We start from the raw sequence: 24454 nt of genomic DNA, 5'->3' as shown, positions 1-24454 counted from the left end.
GAGTCGGCGCCCCGCTGGTTTGAGCCAACGCAAAGTCGGCCGGCGGAAGTCCGGGCAGGGTGACTCATCATTCACCTGCGCACCGGGGCCGGCGAAGACAGATGCGCCCGGCCGGCGGAGCGCGCAGACAGCGGCAGGACGCCCATGACCGGCACCGCCCAAGCCATTCGCGGCCATAAGGGCTTGGCCCTGTTCAGCGGCGGGTTTCGCCCGTTCTTCCTCTTTGCGTCGCTCTGGGGCGCCATCGTCGCGCCGATCTGGGTCGCCGCGCTGCACATGAACGGAGGGCTGGTCGGTGGCTTGGACGGCCGCGCCTGGCACGTCCACGAAATGCTGTTCGGCTTCCTCTGCGGCGTGATCGCCGGGTTCCTGCTCACCGCCATTCCCAACTGGACGGGGCGCCTGCCGGTGACGGGACGGGGCTTGGCCGGGCTCTTCGGCCTCTGGGCGGCAGGACGGCTGGCCAGCCTGGCGCCGCCCGCTCTGATGCCTCTGGCGGCCGTGGTGGATGCGAGCTTTCTGGTGGTGTTCGCCGCCGCCGTCTGGCGCGAGATCATCGCCGGCCGCAACCGGCGAAACCTTCCCGTCTGCCTGATGGTGACGCTGCTGGCCGCCGCCAACATCCTCTACCATTTCGCGCCCTGGCTCGCGGGCGCCGACCAGTTGGCGCAGAGGCTGGCCCTGGCGCTCGCCGCGGGCCTGCTTTCGCTGATCGGCGGACGGATCGTTCCGAGCTTCACCCAGAACTGGGTCGGCGCGCGCGGCATTGCGCCCGGACCTACGCCTTTCGGGCGCTACGACGCCTTCGTCCTGGCCTTGACCGTTCTGGCGCTCGGCGCCTGGATCGTCGCGCCGTTCGCGTCGGCGGCGGGCTGGCTGCTCGCCGCGGCCGGCGTGGCGCACGCCGTCCGGCTGCTGCGCTGGCGCGGCTGGAAGGCGCGGGCTGAGCCGCTGGTGTGGATCCTTCACGTCGGATACGCTTGGCTCGCCCTGGGTCTTGGCCTGATCGGGGCGGGCGTTCTGGCGCCGTCGCAGGTTCCAGCGACCCTCGGCGTCCACGCTTTGGGCGCGGGCGCGGTCGGGGTCATGACCCTCGCCGTCATGACGCGCGCGACCCTTGGCCATACGGGCCGGCCGCGGGAAGCCGACCGCCGGACGGTCTGGATATATCTGGCGGTGCTGGCCGCGGCCCTGACCCGGCTGTGCGCGCCGCTGCACGACAATTCACCGGTTCTGCTCGCAGTCTCGGCCGGCCTCTGGACGCTGGCCTTCGGCGGCTTCGCCCTCGTCTACGGGCCGTTGCTGATCGGCCAGCGCGCCGGCCGGGCGGGCTGAGAGCCGCATATAATCACAGGGAGATCGAGATGGCCGAGCCAGGCATCCACTGCGAGCCGCTCAGGCGCAACGGCGCCTATCTGAAGGGCGTGATGACGCTCCACACGCCGCATACGCCGGACGCGGTCTGGGCGGCGCTGACCGAGCCGGAACGCCTCGTCGACTGGCTGGCGCCGGGCGAGATCGAACTGCGTCCCGGCGGCGCGGTGAGGCTCGACTTCGAGCAAAGCGGGGTGGTGATCGACAGCCAGGTTCTGCGCCTGAACCCGCCTACGACGCTCTCCTATTCCTGGAGCCGCCCAGGCGAGCCGCTTCGTCCTATTGACTGGACCCTGGTCGCAGATGGCGAGGAAGGCTCGCGCCTGACGCTCTGCGTCCAGGTCCCGGGCGGCGAGGACGCGGCGCGGGCCTGCGCCGGCTGGGCGGCCCATCTGGAGATGCTCGCCGCCTGCCTCGAGGGCGTGCCGGTGAAGTTCCCCTTCGAGACGTTCCAGGCGCGCCGCGCCGCCTATGCCGCCGGTCACGCGCCGAGCGACTGAAGATTCTCAGGAAAGGGCGGCTCGTTCCAGGTCCGCCGCGGCGAAACGCGAAGGGCCGAAGGCGGTCGCAACCAGGCCGTGGTCGAGGAGGGCGCGCGGGACCGGCCGATCGAGCAGCAGCGCCGCGGCCAGTTGCGCTGCGGCGGGCGCCGTTTGCACGCCCATCCCGCCCAGTCCGGCGAACCAGAAGAAGCCGGAAGCCTCGCCCGACCATCCGATCACCGGAAGACCGTCGGAAGCGAAGGTGCGAAGGCCCGCCCATTGATGGCGGATGTCCGTGATCTCGTAATCGGCGACGGACTGAAACCGCATCAGGGCGCAGGCGATGTCGAGCGGATCGGCTTCGGCGTCGCAAGGCGGGGACGGCTCCTCGTCGGCGGGCGCGATGAGCAGCTTTCCGGCGAAGGGCCGGAAGTGGAAGCGGTCGTCGACGTCCTTCACGATCGGCCAGCCGGTGAAGCCGGCGACCGGCGGCGGATCGATCAGGGCGAGGGTCCTTTGCCGCGGCTCCAGGCGCAGAGGCACCAGCCCGGCTTCGCTGGCCACGACATCGGCCCACGCTCCCGCGGCATTGACCAGGACCGGTGCGGCCAGGCTCCAGCCGTCGCCTTGCAGCTTCCAGAGGCCGCGATTGCGTTCGATAGCGTAGTCGCCGATGCAGAGGCGGATTTCGGCGCCGTGCTCCTGCGCCTCGCCAAGCCATCGCCTGTGCAGCCGGCGGACATCCAGGTCGCCGGCGTCCGGTTCGAGCAAGCCGGTGATGTCCGGCCGCAGGATCGACGCCAGTCGCCGGGTCGCGGCCGCCGTCAGTTCGATCCCGCCCGGGAGCCGCGCGGCCAGATCGGACAAGGCCGGCAGTTGAGCGGGCCGTGCGATATGCAGCGCTGGCCGGGGGCGGAGGAGCGGGCCGTCGAAGCCGGCGGGCGGCGCCTCGAAGAACGCCCGGCTGGCTGTGGCGAGGGACCGGCCCGCCGCAGCGCCGTGAGAGGGCGTGAACATGGCCACCGCCCGTCCGGTGGTGTGCAGGCCGCAGGCGGCTTCGCGTTCGATCAGCGTCACGCGCCGATGCCGCGCCAGATGCGCCGCCAGGCCTGCCCCGGCCATGCCTCCGCCAATAATGATGACGTCCGGTTGCGAATTACGGGTCATGTGCGGTCCTCCGCGGCCGGAGCAGGTGCGGCGCCTTCGGCGCTGGCGGTCAGCGCGAAGGACGGCGGCCACTTCGCCGGCACGACCCGAAGCTTTGCGGGAACGTCAGGCGGTGGCGGAAGGCGAGAGCTCAGGCGCAGGGCGCTGGCGAGGGCCTCGATCGGATGCGCAAGGCGTTGTGTCGATGGCATGGCGTCACCTCCCCCCACGTGAAATTAGCGGCGCCCGGACGCAGTCGGGACCGGCTCGGTCAAGCGGCGGCTTGATGTAAGCCAGGGAGCGTCGGTCGCCCCGCCGCCCGCGTGATTTGCGGCGGATCAAAGTCGGCGCGCGCCAGGCAGGTAGAGTGCCTGGGCGGCTTCGGCGGGCTCCCTTCGGTTCGCGCAGGGCCGCGCCGTTGCGCCGGAATATCCCATCCGGCCGCGGCCGGGCGCCGGACGGGGAAGCCGGCGCCCACCTCTTCTTGTCCAGGATGAGCCTAGTCACGGCCGCGGCGGACGATAGGTCTCGAGCGTCTGGCTGCGTTCGCGGTCGGGCTTGCTGATCAAGGTGATGTCGGAAGGAAGATGCTTGTCGATCAGAGGGTCGGGCTTGGCCAGCCGCTCGAGCGCGACGGGCCGCGAGATGGTCACGTGGGGGCCGTCGACCTCGACCCCGTAATCCGCCAGGCTGGCGAAGGCGCGCGACAGATTTTCCGGGGTCATGCCGAGCAGGGAGGCGATGAACCGCTTCTCGTAGGGCAGGGTGAGCGTCGCGTCCGATCCCTGGCGGCTGCGCTGGGCCAGCAGGTAGTTGGCCAGCCGCTCGACCCCGCCGCGCAATTTCTGGTTCTTGATGGCTCGGACCACGCCCTGATAGCAGCCCGACAACTCCAGGGCGACGGCGCTGGCGAACCGGACATCTTCCTCCAGTTCGCGCCGCAGGGCCGCGCCGGGGATCATCAGGATGTCCGAGCGGCCGACCGTCCGGGCGTTCATGGTGGCGGGCGCATCGAGGATGACCGCGGCCAGGATGAAGGTGGAGACCGGCCCCAGCACGGCCAGGGTGGTTTCCTTGTCGTTCCACGTGCCCGACAACTCCACCGAGCCGTCCAGCAGGACGTAGAGGAAGTCGACGGGATCGCCCTCGGCCAGCAGGTCGGCGCCGGCGGGAAACCTCTGGAGAAAGGCGCCGGCGGCCAGGCGAGCGAAGACCTCGTCCGCGATGGAGACGAACAGCGGCAGCCGCCGGACGCGTTCAAGATCGGCGCTGCGGATCGACACGGGCAATCTCGGCGACGTCGGAGCAGGAGCGTCCAGACGCCCCGAACACGTGAAGGATCGAATGCGAGGGCCTTGGCCGGCGACCCCAGGTCATGAACCGCTCCTCCCTTGGCATGGCCGCATTTGGCCTAGAGCGTGATCCGTTTCGATAGAACCGGACCACGCTCAAGATTCTTTGAATTCAGAGCATTTTCTGCGCCGAACCGGCGTCCGCTTCGGCGGAAAATGCTCTAGTTTCGGAAGTCTCTCGCGCGGCGGGGGTTTGCGCCTTGATCAAGGTCAACCGGCGCGGTTGTCGCCGTAATTACGGCGCGCTGGCCGGCTCGGTGCCTCCCCGACCCGAGCTGCTTTCCGCCTTGTTCTTTTCGGTACGCGCCCAGACGCTGTCGCGCGGACCCTCGACCATCCGCCGCCGCGCCGAACGTGCGGACATCGCCAGCAGCACCGCCAGGGCGATCGCCGTGAGGTCGATGGCGATCAGGGCGGGCGAGACGTACCAGTCAGGGCCGGCTGCGAGGCTCGCCAGGGGAACCGCCAGCATGGCCGCGGCGCCTGCGATGGCCAGTTCGAACCCGCTGCGCGCCGCGCCCCGCGCCAGCGCCCAGCCGACGAACGCCAGGAAGACGGCGTAGTAGATCGCGCTGTGGATGCCGGGCGTGGCGTCGTGGGCCAGCAGCTTGGCGGCCGCAACGCTGGCCGAAACGCCGGCGACGCAGCCCAGCGGCACGCCGACCGTCAGCGCGCCCAGGACGCGGGTCGAGCGCGTCTGCTCCACCAGGCCGGCCTTGCGTTCGCGCCGGCGCCGGGATTCGATCCAGAGCAGATTGCCGGTGTAGAAGATGAACGCGCCCGACAGCCCCAGGAGGAAGTAGGCCCACCGGATCGGCGCGCCGCCGAAGCTGCCGAAGTGCAGGGCGAAGAAGCTGGTGATCGTGGCCGACCAGCCGTCCTGGCGGCCCGGCATATAGTCAGTCGCCTTGATCTGGCCGGTCGCCGGATCGACGCCGGCGAAGCCGTAGGTCGGGCCGCGCGTGCCGAAGCGCGGGTCCGAACCGGCCACGCGCAGGGAGACCGAGCCGTCCGGCCGCCGGCTGTAGTCGAGGACGATCGGGGTGAAGCCGGGCGCCTGCTCGCCCAGCCGGGCGACGATCTCGGCCGGGGGAAGGATCGCTGGCTGCGGGCCGGCGGCCTCGCGCGCCGGCCGGTCGGGCCGCCCGAACGCCGCCGCCTGGGCGTCGTAGAACTGGTCGTGGAAGGCGAAGACCACGCAGGTCAGCGCCATGACGAGATGGAACGGCAGGCTGAAGACGCCCAGCAGGTTGTGGATGTCGAGCCACATGCGCTTGACGTTCTTGCCGATACGCAGGGCGAACAGGTCCGAGACCAGGCTCGGCAGCAGAACCACCAGGCCCGACACGATGGCGATCGCATAGAGCAGGGAGATCGCGCCCATGATCGGCATGGCGATCTCATGCGGCAGGAAGGTCAGGCCGACCTGTTGGTGCAGCACGTCGATGAACTGGGCGACGGGCGAGGGCCCGGTGGTCTCGACCTGCAGCGACCCGTCCGGCGCCAGCGAGGCGTAGTGGGTGGTTCCGCCGCCGTGTTCGTCGCCCGAGGCGTCGGTCCAGCTCATGCGAGCCGGCCGCGCGGAATCGACGGCCAGGCTGATCTCGTAGTCCTTGGCGGCCTGGGGATGGGCGGCGAGCACCTTGTCGATGAGCTCGGGCGTGCGTTCGAGCGAAGGTGGCGGCGCCAGACGGCTGGGCGGCGAGGCCCAGCGCTGGAGCGGCTCCTCGAACATGGTGATCGCCCCGGCGTAGAAGGCGATGAACAGGGCCAGCCCGGAGATGATCCCGACCCAGCCGTGAATCTCCTTGTACATCTTCACGAGATCGGTCGGCAGTTTCATACGGCGAGGCCTCCGAGCATGTAGAGGGCGCCCCAGAGCACCAGGTTGGCCAGGGCGAGCCACCCCCAGGCGCGGGCCGAAGAACGGAACATGAAGCAGAACGACAGCACCCCGGCCCAGACCGGCGCCATCAGCCACATGGCGAGCTGGCCCTTGGTCGAGAAGAAGGTGTCGCCGACGCCGCCCAGGACCTTGAAGAGGCCCCCGGCGCCGAGCGCCAGGAGGAAGCCCAGGATCAGGCCGGCGCTCGACTTGCCAAGCCAGTCATTGCTGGAAAGCGCGCGTTTCATCTCTTGCCCTTCGGGGGACCGCGCCACCAGGCGACCGCCAGGGGCGCGAAGGACCAGACCAGCATCGCGCCAGTCATCCAGGTGAACACCGCCGTCGCCGGCCCCATGATCGCCAGCAGCGGAGCCAGGGCGAGCAGCAGGGTCAGCCATCCCCCGACGAGGCAGGGCCTGGGCAACGGCTTCGCCGCGAGCTTCTGCGTCGGCGCCGCCATGTAGAGCAGGATCGTCCCCGCACAGACCAGGAGGCCGGCGACCCACCCCATCATGGCGCAGGCGTCTCGGAGAGAGCGGTCAGGGTTCGGACCAGCGCGGTCCGGAACAGAGCGCCGTGGGACTGGTCGGGGAGTTCCTGGAACGTCACGTCGACGCCGGCCGCCTGCAGCCGCCCGACGAAAGCCTCCAGGGTTCCCGGCGGCAAGGAGCCTCTCATCGGCGTAGGCGCGCGCTGATCGGGTCCGCGACGCTGGCCGCCGCCGGCCACGATGTCGAGGCTCAGCGTCTTGCGGCGAGGATCCTGGAGGAAGGCCGTTTCCCGATTGAGCACTTCGCCCGCGTTCCACCAGAGGGACGGGTCGGCGGCAGCGTAGTGCTGGAACACGCCGGGGCGGGCGAGGGCCGCATAGAGAGTCAGCAGGCCGCCATAGGAATGGCCCCAGAGCGTGCGCCGATCGGGATCGACCCGCAGACCGGCCTCGGCCTGCGGCATGATCCGATGTTCGATGAGCCGCAGGAAGACATCGGCGCCGCCGCCCGGACGGCTCATGTCGTCGGCGGCCGGCTTCCCATCCATTCGCGGCGGCGTGTAGTCGAGCGCCCGCGCCATGATGTCGAAACGGGTGTCGACGTCGTAGCCGATCGCCACCAGAACGGGCGCATCGCCGGCGGCCAAGGTGGCGAGCAACGCCTCGTCCAGCGCCGCCACTGCGGCGTTGCCATCCAGGAGGTAGACCACCTGGCGGCCCTTGGCCGGCGCAGGCTTTCGCGGCTCGGCGACCTGGACCTTGTAGCGGCGCAGGCCGTCTTCGGACGTCACGACGAAGGTGCGGAAGGCGTAGGTCGCCGAGCCGCGGTCGGCGATGGTGGGACCGAGCGGTTCCTGCGGTCGCGGCTGCGCCTCGGCGTTCGCCGCCGTCAGGGCGACGCAGGCCATAAGGGTGGCGGCGAAGACCCGCGCCCGCGAAGGTGGGGCGGCGTTGGAGGATGTGGCGGTGCGCATGGGTTAGAAATCGACGTTGACGCCGAGCCAGTAACGCCGTCCGTCGCCCTGGAAGTCGTAGTCGGCGACATCGAGCACCTGATCCCCGATGTTGTAGACCCCGAACTTGACCGCGACCTTGTCGACCACGCGCCACGTGCCGCCGAGGTCGACCGTGGTGTAGCTCGGATAGCGGCGGGCGACCTGGCGGGTTCCCTCGAGCACCGGCCGGCCGTTGGCGCCCACCCGCAGGCCGGCGTTGATCTCCTCGCCGTGGTAGTTCGCCGCGGCCCAGAGCTCCAGGGCGTCCGTGGCCTGGAAGTCGCCGCGCAGGTTGGCCATGTGCTTGGGCGTTCGCGATAGCGCGTAGCCCTTGTAGTCACCGGACTTCTGTTCGGAATCCGTGAAGGTGTAGCCGGCCTTCAGCGACAGGCGGTCGGCGACCCGCGCACGGGTGCTGAATTCGAACCCTTGGATCTGCGCATCCGAAAGGTTGTACCAGTACCAGAGCCGATAGTTGGGGTCGTCGCTCCATCGCGCCACCTGACCGTTGGCCAGGAAAACCTGAGCGCTTTCGATCTTGTCCTTGAAGTCGGTGCGGAAGACCGTGGCGGTCACGGAGATGTCCGGCGTCGGCTGATAGAGCGCGCTGATCTCGTAGTTGGTGCTGGTTTCGGGCCGGATGTTCGGGTCGCCGATGATGACGCCGCAGGTGCCCGCGGGCCCATAGCTGCAACCGCCGCCGCCGGTGGTGTAGGCATAGCCCGGCGCGACCTGGCGAAGCTCGGGCGCGCGGAAGCCGGTCGAAACGCCGCCTTTCAGGGTCAGGGCGTCGTTCAGGTTCCAGACCGCGTAGAGCCGCGGGCTCCAGTGGTCGCCATAGCGCTCGTGGTCGTCCACACGCACCCCGCCGGTGATGGCGAAGTTGGGCACCAGCCGCCATTCGTCCTCGATGAAGGCGGCGCGTTGCCAGACCTTGAAGGTTCCGTCGAGGTTGTTGCGCCGTCCGGGATTGATGTCGACCAGCTCGTTCCGGATGAACTGGCCCCCGAACACCAGGTTGTGGTTCCCGAGCGGAGTGTCCGCGAGCGGGAGGTTGAAGAGGGCGTCGGCGACCGTGTTGGTGATCTCGGGCGCACGGACGTCGCGGACATAGTCGGTGTTGCCGACGCCGCGCTGATAGGCCTTGCGCTGGGTCTGCTCGCGCAGCACCGAGAGGGCGCTCGTGCCCCAGTCCCAGCGGCCGTTCCAGCTCAGGGACCCGGAGTTGCGGACGCTCGTATTGTAGCTGTCGCGCCCGGCGGCGGCGAGGTTGTGGCCCGCCGTGCTGTCGCGGCGGACATAGGTCCGGTCGGCCTGGAGCAGGACTTCGTGCCCGTCCGCCGGCAGCCAGGCCAAGCGTCCGGTGAGGTTGTAGTCGTCCGCCGCGTTGACACCGTTGAGGATCTTGTCCTCCTGGCGGTCGTATTTGCGGCCCCAGAGCTGGACGCCGAGCTGTTCCGACACCAGCGGGCCGGCGACATAGAACTGGCCCTGGCGCCAATCGCCGGCGCGGCCGTGTTCCTGGCCGATATAGTCGACCCCGACCGATCCTCCGAAGCGCTCGGGAACCTTCTTGGTGATGATGTTGATCACTCCGCCGATGGCGTCCGATCCGTAGAGCGAGGACATCGGGCCGCGAACCACCTCGATCCGCTCGATGGCTCCGGCCGGCGGGGTGAAGCTCTGTTCCAGGCCCGCATTGCCGTTGACGCGGGTGTCGCGCGTGGTCTGGCGGCGGCCATCGACCAGGATCAGGGTGTAGCTGCCCGGCAGGCCGCGGATGAATACGTCCTGGGTGTTGGAGCCGCCGCTGATGCTGATGCCTTCGACATCCCGCAGCGCATCGGTCAGGTCGGCGACGGGGCGGCGGGCGAGGGTTTTGGCCGTCACGATGGAGATCGACGCCGGGGCCTGGGCGACGGTCTGTTCGCGCGTGCTGGCGGTGACGACCACTTCTTCGACCGCGTTGGCTTCGGCGGCGGTCTGGCCCGCGGCTGCGGAAGCGCAAGCCAGGACTGCGGCGGTCGCCAGCAGCGCGGCGCGGAACGGAACTCTGACGGGCATCACCCTATCCCCAAACTCGACGGATTTGTTGCGCTGATATTGCTAATCAGTTGCAATAGCAACCCCTCCCAATGGGCTGCTCGCTATGAGTCTGGAGCGCGTTTTCAAGGGAAATGGCGGCGGCTCTTCGAGAGCCGCCGACGGGGAATTATCTCTGGGCGGCCTGGGTTTGCAGGTCCCGCAACCGGGCGGCGATGCGTCCGGCTTGAGCCGCCCAGCAGCAGAGGTGGCCAGCGTCCCAGATCTCGATTGCGCCGCGATCGCCCGCCAGCTTCCTAGCGCCCGGCTCGAGCGCCGCGGCTGGGGCCACGCGGTCTCTGTTTCCAAGCAGGTGGAGTTGAACGACTTCGGGAAGCGGCGCGATCGGCGGCGCGGCCAGGGGCGTGGTCTGCGTCGCCGTCGCCCACGTCGACAGGTCCAACGGGGCGGCGAGGGTGACCAGGGCCTCCACATCGGTGCGGCGGGTCGCCAGGACGGCTGCAATCACCCCGCCGCCGGACCAGCCGACCAGAATGACGCGCTGAGCCTGAGTGTGCGCCTTGAGCACATCGACGCCCGCCGCCATCGTATCGATCTGAGCTGGGCTGAAGCGCTCCTGGCTCCAGGCGGGCTCGGCGCAGGACGCATCCTGCCGCCGCACGTATTGGCACGGCCGCGCCAGCCAGGCGGCGTTTCGGTCGGGCCAGGCCATGGCGATGTCACGCCCCACCGCATGACCCGGAGTCGGGTCCCGAGTGGGACGGCCGCGTGCGTCGTGCGCGCGGCCGTCGCCCTCCAGAACGACGACGAGCACCTCTCCATTGCCCGCCGCCGTCTGCATGCCGGCCTGGAGCGGCCGGCCGCCGGCGTCGATGCGGAACTGCGTCCATCCGCGCTTACCGGCCGGCGCCGTGGCGCAGGCCGACAGGGCCGTCAGAAGGACGAAGGCGGCGCAAGCCCGCGCCGCCCGGCTCCACATCAGAAGCGGCCGACGAGGGTCGCCCCGACCTGGGCTTCCTTCTCATGCGACTTGCCGACCACGGTCGACGCGCCGATGTCCACCGAGACCGCGGGGGTCAATTGGAAAGCCACGCCGGCGCCGAGACGACCGAAGTCGCGGTCGGAGCCGAAGTTGTTCTCCAGGTCGCGGTTCCAGCTCGCGCTGACGTACGGCGCGATGGTTTCCCCGGTGTAGATCAGCACCCCGCCGACATTGAGCAGGCTCATGTCGGCCTTGGTCTTGCCGATCGCCCGGCCGGCGTTGTCGACATAGCCGTCGGTCTGCGAGCGCGACACGAACACCGAGGCGGACGGCCTCAGCACCCAGTTGTCGGCCAGGTCGACGAGGCCTTCCACGCCGAGGCTTCCGAACACCTGGTCGCGTTCGGTCTTGCCCTTGGAGGACAGGATGCCGAACTGCCGCGACAACTCCACGTCCTGGCGGCTCGTGCCGAGGGTGCCGATGATCTGCACCCTGTCGAGCGGCGAGATCGCGCCATAGATCCCGCCGGTCCAGCCGTCGGAGCTGAAGGCAGTCGAAGGACCGTCCATGTCGAGGTCGCCCCACGAGGCGAAGACGCCCAGCACGCCGCCGCCCGAGAAGCTGTAGTCGAGGCCGACCGCCGCCGAGCGCGCGTCGCCCTTCTCGTTGCGTCCGCCGCGCTTGTCCTTCAGGCCCAGGCCGCTGACATTGCCCCAGGCGCTCAGGCCGCTCGCCGAATCCCCCGCCGAGAGCCCGCGATAGTTCGAGGTGAAGGGGCCCAGGCCCGCCGCGGCGAACAGCGACTGCAGCCGCCCGCCGATCATCGACTGGATCGACGACGCTGTCAGTTGGTCGTTCAAGAGCGCCTTGAGGAATTGATCCGCATAGACGTCGTTGAGCAGCATCAGGTTGCCGGTGGCGATCGTAATGACCGTGCCGTCGGGCGCCACCATCGTCTGCTGGCCCGGCGTGACCGGGTTGGTGGGCGTCGTGGGCGTCGTGGGCGTGGTGGGGTTGGTCGGCGTTGTCGGTGTTGTAGGCGTCGTCGGAGTCGTGGGTGTTGTCGGCGTGGTCGGGGTGGTTCCGCCCGCTTGAGACGCGAAGATCGTCGAGCAGGCTCCGCTGCCGCTCACGGTCTTGGCGCCGGCGTCCACCGTGCAGGTGAAGGCCGAGGTCACGCCGCCGCGGGTGACGTCGCCGGTATAGGTCTGGACCAGGCCGCTGGTGGAGATGTTGGTGAAGTTGACGGTCGCGGGATTGTTGGTGAACTCCGGGCCGCCGCTGATGATGATCTTCATCTGGGTCGGCCCCAGAACGGTCGTCTCGATCTTCGTACCATCCGCCGCGACGATGGTCGTCGTGCCAGCCGATGTCGGGATGACGGGCGGTTGAGGCGTCGTCTGCGCATGAGCCGCGCTCCCGCACAGCGCCACGAGCGAGGCGCCGGCAAGCATAGAAGCAATCTTAATCAAGGAAATTTCCCCCTATTCCGAGCAAGACCGGCTGTGCCTGTGGAAGGCGGCGATACTCAATCCCCTGAACAGGGGAGGGCGGGGCGGCTTTCGGTGAGGCAAGCTGGCTTGAAGTGTGACCGCGTGCTGCGATTACAGGCTGGCGAAAGCCACGCCCGACAGGCATATCCTGGTTCGGCGTGGGGGGTGCTGCGCTTCAAGTCAAATAGCGGACGCAGCATGCGGGTTCTTCTCGGCATACTTCGTAATTCACTCGTGCTGGCCGGCGTCGGACTGGCGCTCGTCGCGCTGCTGTTGGTGCTGGCCACGGCGCAACCTTGGCTCGGACTGCGGTTTTCGGCGGATGGGGCGATGCTTGGCGTGCAGGCCGTTCCCGACGGGCCCGCCGCCCAGGCCGTGAAGGAACCGACGCCGCTTCAGGCGGTGCGGCTTGCGAACGGCGAGGTGCTGAAGCTGGAGCCGGGCGACCTGGTCGAGGAGCCGGACACCCTGGCCTCCTATGCTCACATGCGCCGTTTCTTCGCGCGCCAGACCGCCCTGGCCTCGGCCTTGCGGGAAGGGCCGGTCGAGCTGGTGCTGGGCGCGCCCGGCGCCGAGGGACGGGCCGTGCAGGTGACGGCCCAGCCCCGCCGGCCCCTCAGCGATCTTCCAAGCGCCTTCTGGGTGCAATTGGCCGTCGGCGCCGTCAGCTTCCTGATGGGAGCGTGGGTGTTGCGGGCGCGGCCCGACACCCTGGCTCCGCGGCTGTTCGCCCTGGCCAGCTTCGGCATCCTGGGTTTCACCTTCCCGGCGGCGCTGTACAGCACCCGCGAGATCGCTCTGGATGGCCGTCTGTTCGCGGCGCTTTCAGCCGCCAACCACTTCGGCGCCTTGCTGTTCGGCGCGACCATGATCGCCCTGCTGCTGGTCTATCCGCGCCGTCTGGTTCTTGGCCGATGGTTCGCCGCGCCGCTCGTGATTTTCGGCCTCTGGTGGGCGGCCGACACCCTGCGCCTTCCGAGCGGTCCCGCCTGGGGCGCCAATCTGCCGACCCTGATCGAGATGATCGCCATCCTGGTCTGTGCGGGCGTGCAGTACTGGCGGGCCGGCGCAGACCCGGCCGCCCGGACGATCCTGCGCTGGTTCGGCCTGGCCATCGCGGTCGGGGCCGGCGGCTTCGTCTTTCCTGTCGTCACCCCGCATATGCTGGGCGAGCAGGCGGTGGTCAGCCAGGGCTATGGCTTCCTGAGCTTCCTGATCATCCACCTCGGCATCGCCATCGGGGTGGCGCGCTACCGCCTGTTCGAACTCGATCGCTGGGCCTTTCGCATCCTGTTCTACCTGGTCGGCGCGGCCCTGCTGCTGGCCCTGGACGCTCTGCTCATCTCCGCGGTGTCGCTCGCCCGGATTCCGGCCTTCGGGCTCTCGCTGGCCCTCATCGCCGTTCTCTATCTGCCGCTCCGCGATCATGCCGCCCGATGGGTGCTGGGCCGCCGGGAGATTGACCGGGCGCGGCTGGCCAAGGACGCCATCGCCATCGCGCTCAGCCCAGGCCCGCAGGCGTTCGAAGCCAATTGGCGCAATCTGCTGGACGAAGTGTTCGAGCCGCTGGAGATCGTTCCGGCCGAGCTCTCCGCTCCCGTCGGCGTGACGCACGAAGGCCGCGCTCTGGCGGTCCCGGCGCTCGGCGGGGCGCCGGCCTTGAGGCTCGAACACCCGCGTCGCGGCCGCCGTCTGTTCAACAGCGGCGACGGGCGGCTCGCCGACGAGATATGCGCCATGCTGGCCAACGCCATCGACGGCCGCCGCGCCTACGAACGGGGCGTGGCTGAGGAACGCCGGCGCATCGCCCGCGACATGCACGACAATATCGGCGTGCAGTTGATGGGCGCGCTGCACAGCCAAGAACCTCTGCGCAAGGACCGGCTGGTCCGCGAGGCCCTCGCCGATCTGCGCAACATTATCAACGACGCCGGGGCCGATCTGGCCTTGCCCGACCTGCTCGCCGACCTGCGGCTGGAGTTCGCTGAACTGTTGGCCGCCCGCGGCATCGCCTTCGACTGGCGAGTGCTGGAGCCGGAGCATGTCCAGCTCGCCGCGCCCGGCGTGCAGACCTTGCGGGCCATCTTGCGGGAGGCGGTGAGCAACGCCTTCCGGCATGGCGAGCCGAGCCGGATCGCGGTGCAGATCGTCGCCAACGCGGCGGGCCTGCTGGTCGAGGTCTCGGACGACGGGCGCGGTTTCGAACTGGTCGAGGTCGTGCGCGGCAACGGCCTGTCGAACATGCGCCAGCGCATGGAGGCCCTGGGCGGGCGGCTCACCGTCCTTCCTTCCGAACGCGGCGTGCGTGTGCAGGCCCAGTTTCCGTTGAGCGGCGGTCGGGCGTGAAACGGGTCTTGATCGTCGAGGATGTCGCCGAGACGCGGCGCTGGCTGATCGATCTGGTCGGCCGCGCCTTCGCAGGTTGCGAAGTGCGTGAAGCGGCGACCCTGCGCGAGGGCGTCGCCCTGTCGGCGGCGGAAGACTTCGATCTCGCGCTGATCGACCTTGGCTTGCCCGACGGATCGGGCCTGGACGTGATGCGCAGCCTGCGCCAGGCGCAGAAGGACGTCGCCTGCGTGGTCACCACCGCCATGGGCGACGACGCCAACATCGTCGCGGCGCTGTCGGCCGGAGCCGACGGCTATCTCCTGAAAGACCAACCGGCCGAAAGCCTGGAACGCCAGCTCCGGCAACTGGCCGAAGGGGCGCCGGCTCTCTCTCCGGCGATCGCGCGCCGCATCATGGATCACTTCCGCCGCACGGGCCCCAGCGCCCCGCCGGACCAGGAACTCACCCCGCGCGAGCGCGACGTGCTGGCGCGGATCGGCCGCGGGCTTCGCAACGCCGAGGTCGCCGCCGACCTCGGCATGACCGAACACACCGTCGCCAGCCACATCAAGGCGATCTACCGCAAGCTTGGCATCTCCAGCCGCGCCGAAGCCTCCTGGCACGCGACCCGACTGGGACTCTAGCGGTCGATCAGCAGGCGCAGGAAGGTCGTGTCCGACCAGTCGTCCGCCGTGCGGGGACGCTGGAGAGCGGCCAGGTCGAGCCGGGCCTGGCGGACGATGACGAGGCCGGCCGAGGGGATGACGTACAGCCGCTGATCGCCGGCCCCGGCGGCCATCGCCATATCGGCTGGAAGTTCGGCGGCCCGCGGGCCGATGTCGCTGCCGGCGGCTGGGCCCAGGTCTGGCCCTGGCAGGGGCAGCCACCAGGTCAGGCCATAGCCGGGATTGGCCTCGGTCCCTTGGAAGAGTTCGCCGAACGCCTCGGGATCGACCAGCGGCTTTCCATCCTTGCGGCCGCCGCTGCGGACGAACTCGCCGACCTTGGCCCACTCCCGCGCCGACATCGCCGCTCCTTGCGGCAGCAACGGCCATCCATCAGGGCCTTTGCGCCAGGCAGCGTAGCCTATGCCCAGCGGCTGCAGCAGCCGGCGCTCGAGATAGGCGAGGGGGTCGGCAGGCTCGCCCCTGGCCGCCAGCTTGCGCGACAGCAGCTCGCCGAACACCTGCATCGGCGCCGGGCCGTACTGGAAGCGCGCGCCCGGCGCGGCGTTGAACGGCATCGTCACGGCCGCAGCGTAGGCGGGAGGCTGCCCGACCCGGCTGGGCAGCCCGGCGGTCATCGACAGAAGCTGGCGCACGCTCGCTTGCGTCTTCAGCGGATCGTCCCGCCACTCCGGCAGGGTGTCGGAGACCGGCTCGTCCAGCGTCAGGAGCCCGTCTTGAACCGCCGCAGCGGCCATCAGCCCGACCAGGCTCTTCGTCCCGGAATAGAGTTCGTGGCCAGTTTCGGCGTCGCCGGCGGCGTAGTGTTCGCATACGACCGCCCCGTCACGCAGCACGAGGACCGAGAGACCCCGGCGGGCGTCGGAATATTGCGCCGCCGCCAAGCAGGCCCGCTGGTCGGCGGGGTCGGCAGGCGCCGGACTTCGCGCGCCGGCTGCTCCTGCGCCGGCGGCCAGGGACAGGGTGATGAGCGTGGTGACGACTCGTTTCATGTGGCCTCCCTCCATGCGATATTATCGATAATATTTGCGCTTGGAAGTGGTGGTATCCTATGACCCAGTCTCAAGGACGGCCACGACGGACCAGCATGACTCAGACGGCGAGCAATCTTCCGCCCCAGGATCGCATGATCGCCGATGCGCTGATCGAAGACATAGTCGAGTGGCGCATTCCGCCCGGCTCATGGATCCGAGAGCGCGAAGTCGCCGAACGGTTCGGCGTGTCGCACGCTCCGGTGCGCGAGGCGTTCCGGCATGTCGCCAACACCGGTTTCATCAAGGTCGTCCCCTGGCGCGGCGCCCATGTGATCGAGATCGACACGCATGCGACCACCGAGGTCCTCGAGCTCTGGAAGGCGTTGTTCGGCGTCGTCTGCCGCATGGCCTGCACCGCGCTTACCGATGAGCAGGGCCAGGAGCTCTTGCGGCGGGTCGCGGCCTACAAGGCCGTGGTGCGCGAGACGCGCGATCCGATGCGTCACCTGGCGGTCTCCAACAGCGTCGGCGCCTATATCGCCCGCCGCAGCGGCGCGCCGATGGCGGCCGAACTGCTCGACCGCGTCGCCCTGTTCGGGCGATGGCAGCACCACACCGTCGGCATCGACTATATCAGCGGCATAGAGCCCCCGCCCGGCGTGACCTCGGCCGATCTCTACGAACAGCTTTGCCTGCACATCGTCGCACGGGTCCCGGACCTGGCCGACCAGGCGGCGCGTGACCTCATCGGGTTCAGCCAGGGTCACTTCACGGCGGCGTTGCAGGACTATTTCGCGCGCACCGCCCAGCCCGAGCCTGCGCCCAGGCGTCGGCGCAGCGCCCCGAAGGCCGCGTCGTGATGCGGGTTTCGCGACGCGGCGTCCTGACTGCTTCCATCGCCGGCCTGGGGGCCGGGGCGGCTGAGGGAATGACCATGGATCCATTCACGGTGAGCGCCGCCCAGGCGGACCTGGAGCGCTATGTGGGTTTCGGCGTGAAGGCCTCCGGCGGGCCGGGCGACCGCGCGGCGGGCGCATGGCTCGAAGCCGAGCTTCGCGCCCTGGGTTTCGCGATCGAGCGGCAGACCTTCGAAGCGCCCTGGTTCGAGCCTTCCATCGCCGAGATCGCCGTCGACGGGCAAGTCGCCGCCGTCATCCCCCAGGCGGTCGTCGTCACTACCCCGCAGGACGGGATATCGGCGCCGCTGGTCCTTGCCGATGTCGGTGATCGGGCGCGCCTGAAGGGAGCGATCGCCCTCGTGTCCCTGCCGCATGCACGATGGTCCAGCCTGGTTTCGCCGGTCCCGCGCCAGAAGGCGCAGGCTGCCTTCGACGCGGGCGCTGCGGCGGTGGTGCTGATCACCCATGGCCCGACGGGGCAGGCCCTGGCGCTGAATGCACCGGCCGATGGGCCGATGTTCCCCCGTCCGGCCGCGATCCTCGCGCCCAAGGCCGCCCCGCCGTTCCTGGCCGCCGCGGCGCGCGGCGAGGTCGGGCGGCTGACCGTAGCCGGAGCGGGCGGGCGACGAGAGGCTTACAACATCGTCGCCAGGCTCGACCGCGGACGAGAACGGTGGCTGGTGGTCTCGACTCCGCGTTCGGGCTGGTTCGGCTGCGCGGGGGAACGGGGACCGGGCGTCGCGATCTGGCTCATGCTGGCGCGCTGGGCGGCGCGGGCGGATTTGCCGGTCAATGTCGCCTTCGTCTGCAACAGCGGCCACGAATACGAGAACCTGGGCGCCGCGCGCCTGCTGCACGATGCGGCGCCCAAACCGGCGCAGACAGCCTTCTGGCTGCACCTGGGCGCCAACGCCGCCGCGCGCGACTGGCATGAACTGGGCGGTCAGATGACCCCGCTGCCCAGCGCCGACCCCCAACGCTATCTCGGGGTCAGCCACTCTCTCATCGACGAGGCGCGGCGGATCTTCGCCGGGCAGCCTGGGCTGGAAGCGCCCTATCCGGCCGCCCCTGGCGCGGCGGGCGAGCTTGGGCACATCATCGCGGCCGGATACCCTGCTCTTGCGGGCGTGTTCGGGGCGCATCGCTTCCATCACGCGGCGGCCGATGACCTGCGGACCGTCGAGCCGGCTCACGCCGTCCAAGCGGCGATCGGATTCCGCGACCTGATCCAGTCCGCTCTCAAGTCGCTGTAATTACATACATTTCCTGAAGATTTCGCCGCTGTCGCCGAAGGGTTGACAAGCGCCTCCCCGCTTTTCATGCTGAAATTATCGATAATTTTTGCCGTTAAGGCATGGGGGGATTTTCCAGATGCGCCGCCGTGATCTCTGCCTCGTCTCCGTCAGTTTCGCCGCCATGGCCGCCTGGAGCGCGCCGGCCACGGCCCAGGCGCCGGCCCCCGGCGATGCGTCCGAGGTCACGGTCGGCGAGGTGGTCGTCACCGCCCGCCGCCGCGAAGAGCGTCTCGTGGACGTGCCGACCGCCGCCTCCATCATCGACGGCGCGCAACTGGCCGAGCGGGGCGGGGCGGGCGGCTCTGGCGAACTGCTCGCCACCCAGCCGAGCGTCCGGTTCAACAACCTGACCTCGACCCTGACCTCCGAGATTTCGATGCGCGCCTCATCGACCGCGCGGGCGACCAACGGCGATCCCAGCGTCGGCCTCTACCGGAACGGCGCCTATGTCGGCGGCGGCGCCATAGGCGGGCGCAACTTCAGCCGGCTCGACTTCTTCGACATCGGCCGGGTCGAGGTGTTGCGCGGCACGCAGGGCGCGCTCTACGGCCGCAACGCCGTGGGGGGCGCGGTGAACATCGTCTCGGCCCGCCCGGAGTTCGATCACGAGGGCTATGTCGATCTTCGCTACGGTTTCGACAACGAGAGCCTGCAGCTCCAGGGCGCGGCCAACCTGGCGCTGAGCGACACGTTCGCCCTGCGCATCGGGGCCGACTACATCGATCAGGACGGCGGCTTTTTCTACAACCCGCAGAACGGGGTCTATTTCGACCGCACCAGCGGTCTGGGCCTGCGCGGGCAGCTCCGCTACGCAAACGGCCCGCTGGACGTGAACCTGCTGGCTGAGTCGCAGCAGGCGACGATCCCGACCGTCATCTACCGCCTCTACATCCCCGCCGGTACGCCGGGCTTTCCGGGCGGCTACATCCAGCCGCAGTACAGCTATGGCTGGAGCACCCGCCCGCGGGCCGAGCAGGACATCGACGCCGTGACCCTCAGCGTCGACTACGACCTGGGTTGGGGCCGACTGACCTCGACCTCGATGTATCGCGAGCGGGATTCCGAATACGACCTGGACTCCGACGGCATCAACGCCGTCGACCTCGCCGCCGCGCGCGCGGCGGGTCAGGTCGGCCCCCTCACGCCAGTGGACCCGGGGGCCGCGGCCTATGTCGTCGACGTCACCCGAACCTGGAGCCAGGACATCCATCTCTCTGGCGCGGCTCTGGAGGGGCGGCTGGACTGGCTGGTCGGCGCCGAGGCCATGTCGCAGAAGAGCGCCTATTCCGTCAGCGCCGCACGCACCCCGACGGCCGCCAATCCGTCCATCGGCACCTATGCGCCGGCGGTCCTGACCTACGAGTCGGTGGCGATGTACGGCTCGCTCAACTACGCGGTCACCGAGGCCTTCAGCCTCGCCGGCGAACTGCGCTACACTCGCGACGACAAGAGCATCAGCGCTCGCCTGTACGACCGAGGCAGCGGCGCCGCGGTCGGAGGCCCTGCCCGCGTCATCGACGCCTCGAACGCGCCCTCGAACGTCTCCTACAACCTGACCGGCTCTTACGACCTGCCGATGAACCTTATGGTCTACGCCAAGGTCGGGACGAGCTACCGGGCCGGCGGCTTCAACACCAATCTGGGCGATCTGCGCCAACCGGTCCCGATCCAGGCTGGCTATGACGACGAAACCTCGACGAGCTGGGAGCTGGGCCTGAAGGGCGCCCCCCGCCGCGGCCTCTATGTCGCGGTCGCCGGTTACCGCAACGACCTCAAGGACATGATCGCGCAGGTCGACAACGGCTGCGCCCTCAGCAACCCGGTCTGCCCGGTGGCCTCGACCAGCTTTCTGACCAATGTCGGCAAGGCGAAATCCTGGGGCGTGGAGGCCGAAGTCGTCGGCCGCGCCCACCTTTTCGGCGGACTGCTCCGCGTCGCTCTCAGCGGTTCACGCCAGGGCGGACAGGTGACCTCCGGCGTGTTCGACGGGGTGAACCTGCCGCAGGTTCCCGACTGGCTGGCCTCGGCGGACCTCAACTATCGCCGTCCCTTCATCGGCGGCAGCGAGGTGTTCGGCAACATTCTCTACACCGCGCAATGGGGCGGGGCGCAGGAGATGCGGGCGACCAGCGTTCCGTTGGACGACTACGGACTTTTGAACCTGCGCCTCGGGGTGGCCGCCGGGCCGGTGGTGGTGACGGCTTTCGTCGACAACGTTGCCGATCAGACCTACCTCCTGGCGCAGGACGCCTCCATCCGTCGCTACAACCAGCCGCGGCTCACCGGCCTGCAGATGCGCTATCGCTGGTAGGATCGAGCTCCCTCGGGTTCTAAGGCGCCAGGAGCTGAAGGACGCTCCAGCCAAAATGTTCTCATTTTGTTCTTGCACTTCCAGCGGGTCGTGAGAAGATCGAAAGATGGTGGCGGGGGCGTATCTGATCGAGCGCGCCACTGCTTCTCGACATGATGAGGTGGTGCATGGGCGACGTATTCGAGACGATGGGAGACTATTACAGGCGCCGGCGGCGGGAGGTCGAAGAACTCGGGCGGCAAGCGGAAGCCGCTGCTCACAAGGTCTACGGAGATGCGCTCCGTGCAGGGCGGGAACTGGTTCTCCGAACTCCGGCGGAGGTCGCTCGCTACGGGGCCGATGTGCTCGCCGGCAGGAAGCCTACGCCCGCGTCCGCACCCAAGGCGGTCGCCGTCACGGCGAAGCCGGCTGCGGCGAAACCCAAACCTGTAGCGCGACCCGCGCCGGCGTCGGCGGTCCAGCGGACCGTCGATCAAGGCCTCGCCGCAGCCAGAGGCGCACAGGACGCTTTCACGCTGGGATTGGGGGATCGCGCCTATGCTGGCGTCCGCGCGCTCAACGACGCGGCCAATGGCGCCGATCTCGGCGCCGCCTGGCAGAGCCGCATGTCGGCAGAGCGCGCGCGTGATCAGTATGACGCCCGTAACTACCGCGCTGCGCGCACGGTGGGCGAGGTTGTCGGAACCGGCCTGGGATTCGCGGCCTTGGGGCCTGTCGACGCCGTACTCTCCGGCGGCGTCCGTATAGCCCAGGCCGCGCCGATGATCGCCCGCGAGGCTGCTGTGCTGGGCGGGGTCGGTGCGGGCGGCGGCGTCGCGACCCAAGCCTTGATGGACATCCAAAACCGGCGCCTGAGTTCTGCCGGCGACTATGTCGGTTCGGCCGCTGGCGGTGCGGCCGCCGCAGTCGCTTCGGCCAAGGGGCGGCCGGGACAGGCGGGCGCCATTGGGGGAGCGACCACCGCCGTGACCCAGGACGTGCTGAACGGGCGGCCCGCGGACTGGGGCGATGCAAGCCGGGCGGCCTTGGCTGGCGGCTACATGGCCGCGCCTTTCGGGCTGGCCGGGCGCCGGTACAGCGATGGACTTCCTATGACGGAGAAAGGCAAGTTGGGAGAAGCTATGGGACGTGTCCGCACCGCGGCCAACGGTCGGATGCCGGTTCAGGGTGGAGAGCGTGTGAAACTTCCAGGTGGTAAGATCACCGTACTCGATGAGGGAGATTCTCTCGCCTATATGAGCGAACAGAAGTTCGGACGGTCGATCCGTCGTCTCAGTCCCAATCAACAAAAGGCCTACGATTATTTCGGTGATCGCTACCGGGTGGATCATTTCCTGCCGCGCGATGTCGGCGCCGTCGTCGGCTATCCCTTCGGCCAACTTGGCTCTCATGCGGTGCTCGGCGATGAGTCGACGTGGTGAGCCTCTACGGGCCAAATATCTGATCGAGGTGAAGTCGCGATGAAGCCACGTCGGCGCAGCCCCGACTGGGTCGCATCGAAGGACATGCGGGCCGCCATCCAGCGCGAACTGGTTCCGGCCGCCTTGGAATTGGGATGGGTCGTCGTCAAACAGCGACCCATTCGCAAGGAAGAGCGGTGGTTTGGCTCATTCGATTTCGAGCGTGTCAACCCTGATCGCATAGAGCACTTGGGCTTCGACTTTCAGTACGGGGAGGCGCCCGATATCTGGTTGTCGCTCGCATTGTGGACGGGGGAAGCTGGCGTCTGCACTCTTTTCAGGACGGGCGGCTATTCGGACCCGTCCACACGCGCCAGGCCGTTCTGGCGCGGTCTTCTGCGCCGTTTCCTTCGCTCGCCGCGTCGCGACCTCCTGGGGCCGGCCATCGCTCGGGGGCGAGAGCGGCTTCTGCTCGCCGAAGCCTATTTCCGCGAGGGAGCAAGCCATCCAAGGCTCGGTTTGTTGGCCACCCTTCCGCCGTACCGTTGGCCGGACGGCTATGACGAGCGGATGAGGGCTTTGTCGGGCCGGGCGAAGTAGGGGCCCGATGCGCTGCCTGCGTCGAGCGCCTGCAGGATCGTGGTCAGCATGGCGACCGGGTCGATCGGCTTGGGCACGACTCCGTGGACCAGGGCGCTGCGCCCTGCCGCCTCATTGGGATCGGCCGTGAAGGCGAGGACGACAGGTGGAGCAGCCTTGGCGCGGCGCAGGCGGCGCAGCGTCTCCGGACCGTCCAGGTCCGGCATGTGCTGATCGAGAAGCAAGACGTCGAAAACCCCGGCGGCGCAGGCGCGGAGCGCCGCTTCCCCGCCTTCGGCCAGGTGAACCTCCGCGCCGAAACCGCCGAGGAATAGGCTCGCCAGTTCGCGGTTGGCCGGATGGTCGTCGACCACCAGGATCTTCAATCCCGCCAGCGGCGCCGTCTCCTGCTCCCCGCCGTCGCCGGTGACGGCGATCCGCCCTTGCCGGACGGCTGGCGCCGGCACGGAAAACCAGAAGCGGCTTCCTGCACCCGGCTGGCTTTCCACGCCGATCTCGCCGCCCATGGCTTCGACCAGGCCCTTGCAGATCGCAAGGCCAAGCCCGGTTCCTCCGATCCGGCTGCCTGCGGCGCCGACCTGTGAAAAGCGTTTGAACAGGGCGTCCAACCGTTCTGGCGCAATCCCCGGCCCCGTGTCGCGGACCGAGAAGGTCAGCCGTGCGGTCTCCGGGTCGTAGGCGGCGGCCAGGCCGACCTCTCCGGCGGGCGTGAACTTCACCGCATTGCCGAGCAGATTGAGAAGCACCTGGCGCAGGCGGGCCGGGTCGACCATGAGCCGCAGGTCTGCCGGAAGATCGCTTTCCAGCACCAGGCGCAGATCCTTGGCGGCGGCCTGGGGCGTCAGGAGATCGAGGGTACGGCGCGCCAGGCCCGCCGCCTCGACCTCTTCAGGGGCGAGGATCAGCTGCCCGGCCTCGAGTTTCGAGAAGTCGAGGATGTCGTTGACGGCGCAGAGCAGGGCGCTGCTGGCGTCCTCCACGCGCTCCAGATAGCTCCGGGTCAACGTCCCGCAGTCGTCCTGCTGGGCGATCATGCGCGTGAACCCGAGGATGCTGGTCAGCGGCGTTCGCAACTCATGACTCATGTCGGCGAGCAGCCTGGCCTTGGCCTGGGCGGATTGTTCGGCCTTCGTCTGGGCCTCCTCCTGCTCGCGCAGGTGGCCGGCGTTGGTCAGGCCCGCGCGGGTCATATAGGCGATCATGATCGCCGCGGCGCCGCTCAACAGCGCTTGCTCGCTCCATCCGCCGGGCGTGGCGAACAGCACGAGGGCGGCCAAGCCGGCGATAGGCGGCGCGGCGACCGCCAGGAGCACGGCCGGAGACCGGCTGGCGAAGACCTGCGCATGCAGCATCTGGGTGGCGAGCATGCAGACCGCGGCTGCTACGCAAGCGGTCCGGCCATCCAGCCAGAGGACGACGCCAAGCCCCGACCAGACGATGTTCATCCAGAAAATCGCAGCGAGATAGACCAGCCTCTGGCCAAGGGTCTGGCTAAGGCCGCGCCGTGTCCTGCGCGTCGTGATCCAGGTTCCGACCTCCGCGCTGGCCGCGGCCAGCAACCATAGAAATCCAACGTCCTGCCCCAGCGTGACGATCGCCAGCGTCCCGATCGCCGCGGCGACGGCCAGGCGCAGGCCGAAGATCGGCATCGTCGTGCGCGTGACGGTGTCGACGCGATCGTCAAGCCACCGCGATGGATGCATGGCGCAAGGTCCCCAA

Annotated in this window: 20 protein-coding genes; 9 read left to right on the top strand and 11 right to left on the bottom strand. The window is 69.1% G+C overall.

What is annotated here, in order from left to right; translation table 11 throughout:
- The first annotated feature begins 144 nt into the window (after positions 1–144).
- Together ACE3TL_RS06465 and ACE3TL_RS06460 are read left to right on the top strand one after the other, a co-directional pair.
- The gene (locus tag ACE3TL_RS06465) at positions 145–1335 is read left to right on the top strand and encodes an NnrS family protein (RefSeq protein ID WP_374577904.1); all 1191 of its coding nucleotides are present in this window, start codon (positions 145–147) and stop codon (positions 1333–1335) included.
- Between the two features lie 29 nt (positions 1336–1364).
- Positions 1365–1874 (top strand): SRPBCC domain-containing protein, encoded by a 510-nt coding sequence (locus ACE3TL_RS06460; protein WP_374577903.1) that lies wholly within the window; start codon positions 1365–1367, stop codon positions 1872–1874.
- Between the two features lie 6 nt (positions 1875–1880).
- Here the strand turns inward: ACE3TL_RS06460 and ACE3TL_RS06455 are convergent, their stop codons facing one another.
- The 9 genes from ACE3TL_RS06455 to ACE3TL_RS06415 all read right to left on the bottom strand — a co-directional run bounded on the left by ACE3TL_RS06455 (position 1881) and on the right by ACE3TL_RS06415 (position 12203).
- Positions 1881–3023, bottom strand: coding sequence for an NAD(P)/FAD-dependent oxidoreductase (locus tag ACE3TL_RS06455; RefSeq protein ID WP_374577902.1), 1143 nt, complete (start codon positions 3021–3023; stop codon positions 1881–1883).
- A 482-nt stretch (positions 3024–3505) separates the two neighbouring features.
- On the bottom strand, positions 3506–4285 hold the full coding sequence (locus ACE3TL_RS06450) for a cyclic nucleotide-binding domain-containing protein (protein ID WP_374577901.1): 780 nt from the start codon (positions 4283–4285) through the stop codon (positions 3506–3508).
- 304 nt (positions 4286–4589) lie between these two features.
- Positions 4590–6197, bottom strand: coding sequence for a PepSY-associated TM helix domain-containing protein (locus ACE3TL_RS06445; RefSeq protein WP_374577900.1), 1608 nt, complete (start codon positions 6195–6197; stop codon positions 4590–4592).
- Positions 6194–6487, bottom strand: a complete 294-nt coding sequence (locus ACE3TL_RS06440; RefSeq protein WP_374577899.1) for a hypothetical protein — start codon at positions 6485–6487, stop codon at positions 6194–6196. The genes ACE3TL_RS06445 and ACE3TL_RS06440 overlap by 4 nt, the downstream gene beginning before the upstream one ends.
- Positions 6484–6753, bottom strand: a complete 270-nt coding sequence (locus ACE3TL_RS06435) for a hypothetical protein (protein WP_374577898.1) — start codon at positions 6751–6753, stop codon at positions 6484–6486. Before ACE3TL_RS06435 ends, ACE3TL_RS06440 begins: the two co-directional genes overlap by 4 nt.
- The gene (locus ACE3TL_RS06430; protein WP_374577897.1) at positions 6750–7703 is read right to left on the bottom strand and encodes an alpha/beta hydrolase; all 954 of its coding nucleotides are present in this window, start codon (positions 7701–7703) and stop codon (positions 6750–6752) included. The genes ACE3TL_RS06435 and ACE3TL_RS06430 overlap by 4 nt, the downstream gene beginning before the upstream one ends.
- Positions 7704–7706: 3 nt before the next feature.
- Positions 7707–9788, bottom strand: a complete 2082-nt coding sequence (locus tag ACE3TL_RS06425; protein ID WP_374577896.1) for a TonB-dependent receptor domain-containing protein — start codon at positions 9786–9788, stop codon at positions 7707–7709.
- A 148-nt stretch (positions 9789–9936) separates the two neighbouring features.
- Positions 9937–10746 (bottom strand): alpha/beta fold hydrolase, encoded by an 810-nt coding sequence (locus tag ACE3TL_RS06420; RefSeq protein ID WP_374577895.1) that lies wholly within the window; start codon positions 10744–10746, stop codon positions 9937–9939.
- Positions 10746–12203 carry an autotransporter outer membrane beta-barrel domain-containing protein gene (locus ACE3TL_RS06415; RefSeq protein ID WP_374577894.1) on the bottom strand — a complete coding sequence of 486 codons (1458 nt, stop codon included), beginning with the start codon at positions 12201–12203 and terminating at the stop codon, positions 10746–10748. Before ACE3TL_RS06415 ends, ACE3TL_RS06420 begins: the two co-directional genes overlap by 1 nt.
- 237 nt (positions 12204–12440) lie before the next feature.
- Here ACE3TL_RS06415 and ACE3TL_RS06410 point away from each other — a divergent pair, with 237 nt between their 5' ends.
- Together ACE3TL_RS06410 and ACE3TL_RS06405 are read left to right on the top strand one after the other, a co-directional pair.
- On the top strand, positions 12441–14588 hold the full coding sequence (locus tag ACE3TL_RS06410) for an ATP-binding protein (RefSeq protein ID WP_374577893.1): 2148 nt from the start codon (positions 12441–12443) through the stop codon (positions 14586–14588).
- Positions 14585–15214, top strand: a complete 630-nt coding sequence (locus ACE3TL_RS06405) for a response regulator (protein ID WP_374577892.1) — start codon at positions 14585–14587, stop codon at positions 15212–15214. Before ACE3TL_RS06410 ends, ACE3TL_RS06405 begins: the two co-directional genes overlap by 4 nt.
- Here the strand turns inward: ACE3TL_RS06405 and ACE3TL_RS06400 are convergent.
- Positions 15211–16248: a serine hydrolase domain-containing protein gene (locus ACE3TL_RS06400; protein WP_374577891.1), complete on the bottom strand. Its 1038-nt coding sequence runs from the start codon at positions 16246–16248 to the stop codon at positions 15211–15213. The genes ACE3TL_RS06405 and ACE3TL_RS06400 overlap by 4 nt on opposite strands.
- A 95-nt stretch (positions 16249–16343) precedes the next feature.
- Here ACE3TL_RS06400 and ACE3TL_RS06395 point away from each other — a divergent pair, with 95 nt between their 5' ends.
- From ACE3TL_RS06395 to ACE3TL_RS06375, 5 genes are all read left to right on the top strand, one after another.
- A complete protein-coding gene (locus ACE3TL_RS06395) occupies positions 16344–17090 on the top strand; it encodes a GntR family transcriptional regulator (protein ID WP_374577890.1) in 747 nt (248 codons plus the stop codon).
- 68 nt (positions 17091–17158) lie between these two features.
- The gene (locus ACE3TL_RS06390) at positions 17159–18382 is read left to right on the top strand and encodes a PA domain-containing protein (RefSeq protein ID WP_374577889.1); all 1224 of its coding nucleotides are present in this window, start codon (positions 17159–17161) and stop codon (positions 18380–18382) included.
- Positions 18383–18500: 118 nt separating this feature from the next.
- On the top strand, positions 18501–20735 hold the full coding sequence (locus tag ACE3TL_RS06385; protein WP_374577888.1) for a TonB-dependent receptor: 2235 nt from the start codon (positions 18501–18503) through the stop codon (positions 20733–20735).
- A 167-nt stretch (positions 20736–20902) separates the two neighbouring features.
- The gene (locus tag ACE3TL_RS06380) at positions 20903–22156 is read left to right on the top strand and encodes a hypothetical protein (protein ID WP_374577887.1); all 1254 of its coding nucleotides are present in this window, start codon (positions 20903–20905) and stop codon (positions 22154–22156) included.
- Between the two features lie 84 nt (positions 22157–22240).
- Entirely contained in the window at positions 22241–22735 is a 495-nt protein-coding gene (locus tag ACE3TL_RS06375) for a hypothetical protein (RefSeq protein ID WP_374577886.1), read from the top strand.
- Here ACE3TL_RS06375 and ACE3TL_RS06370 read toward each other — a convergent pair.
- Complete coding sequence (locus ACE3TL_RS06370; protein WP_374577885.1) at positions 22693–24438, bottom strand: ATP-binding protein; 1746 nt, start codon at positions 24436–24438, stop codon at positions 22693–22695. The genes ACE3TL_RS06375 and ACE3TL_RS06370 overlap by 43 nt on opposite strands.
- Positions 24439–24454: the final 16 nt, after the last annotated feature.

This window comes from Phenylobacterium sp. (assembly GCF_041920015.1).
Classification (GTDB): Bacteria; Pseudomonadota; Alphaproteobacteria; order Caulobacterales; family Caulobacteraceae; genus Phenylobacterium.
Note: the sequence above shows the minus strand (reverse complement) of the source record. Positions and strands in the feature narration are given on the sequence as shown.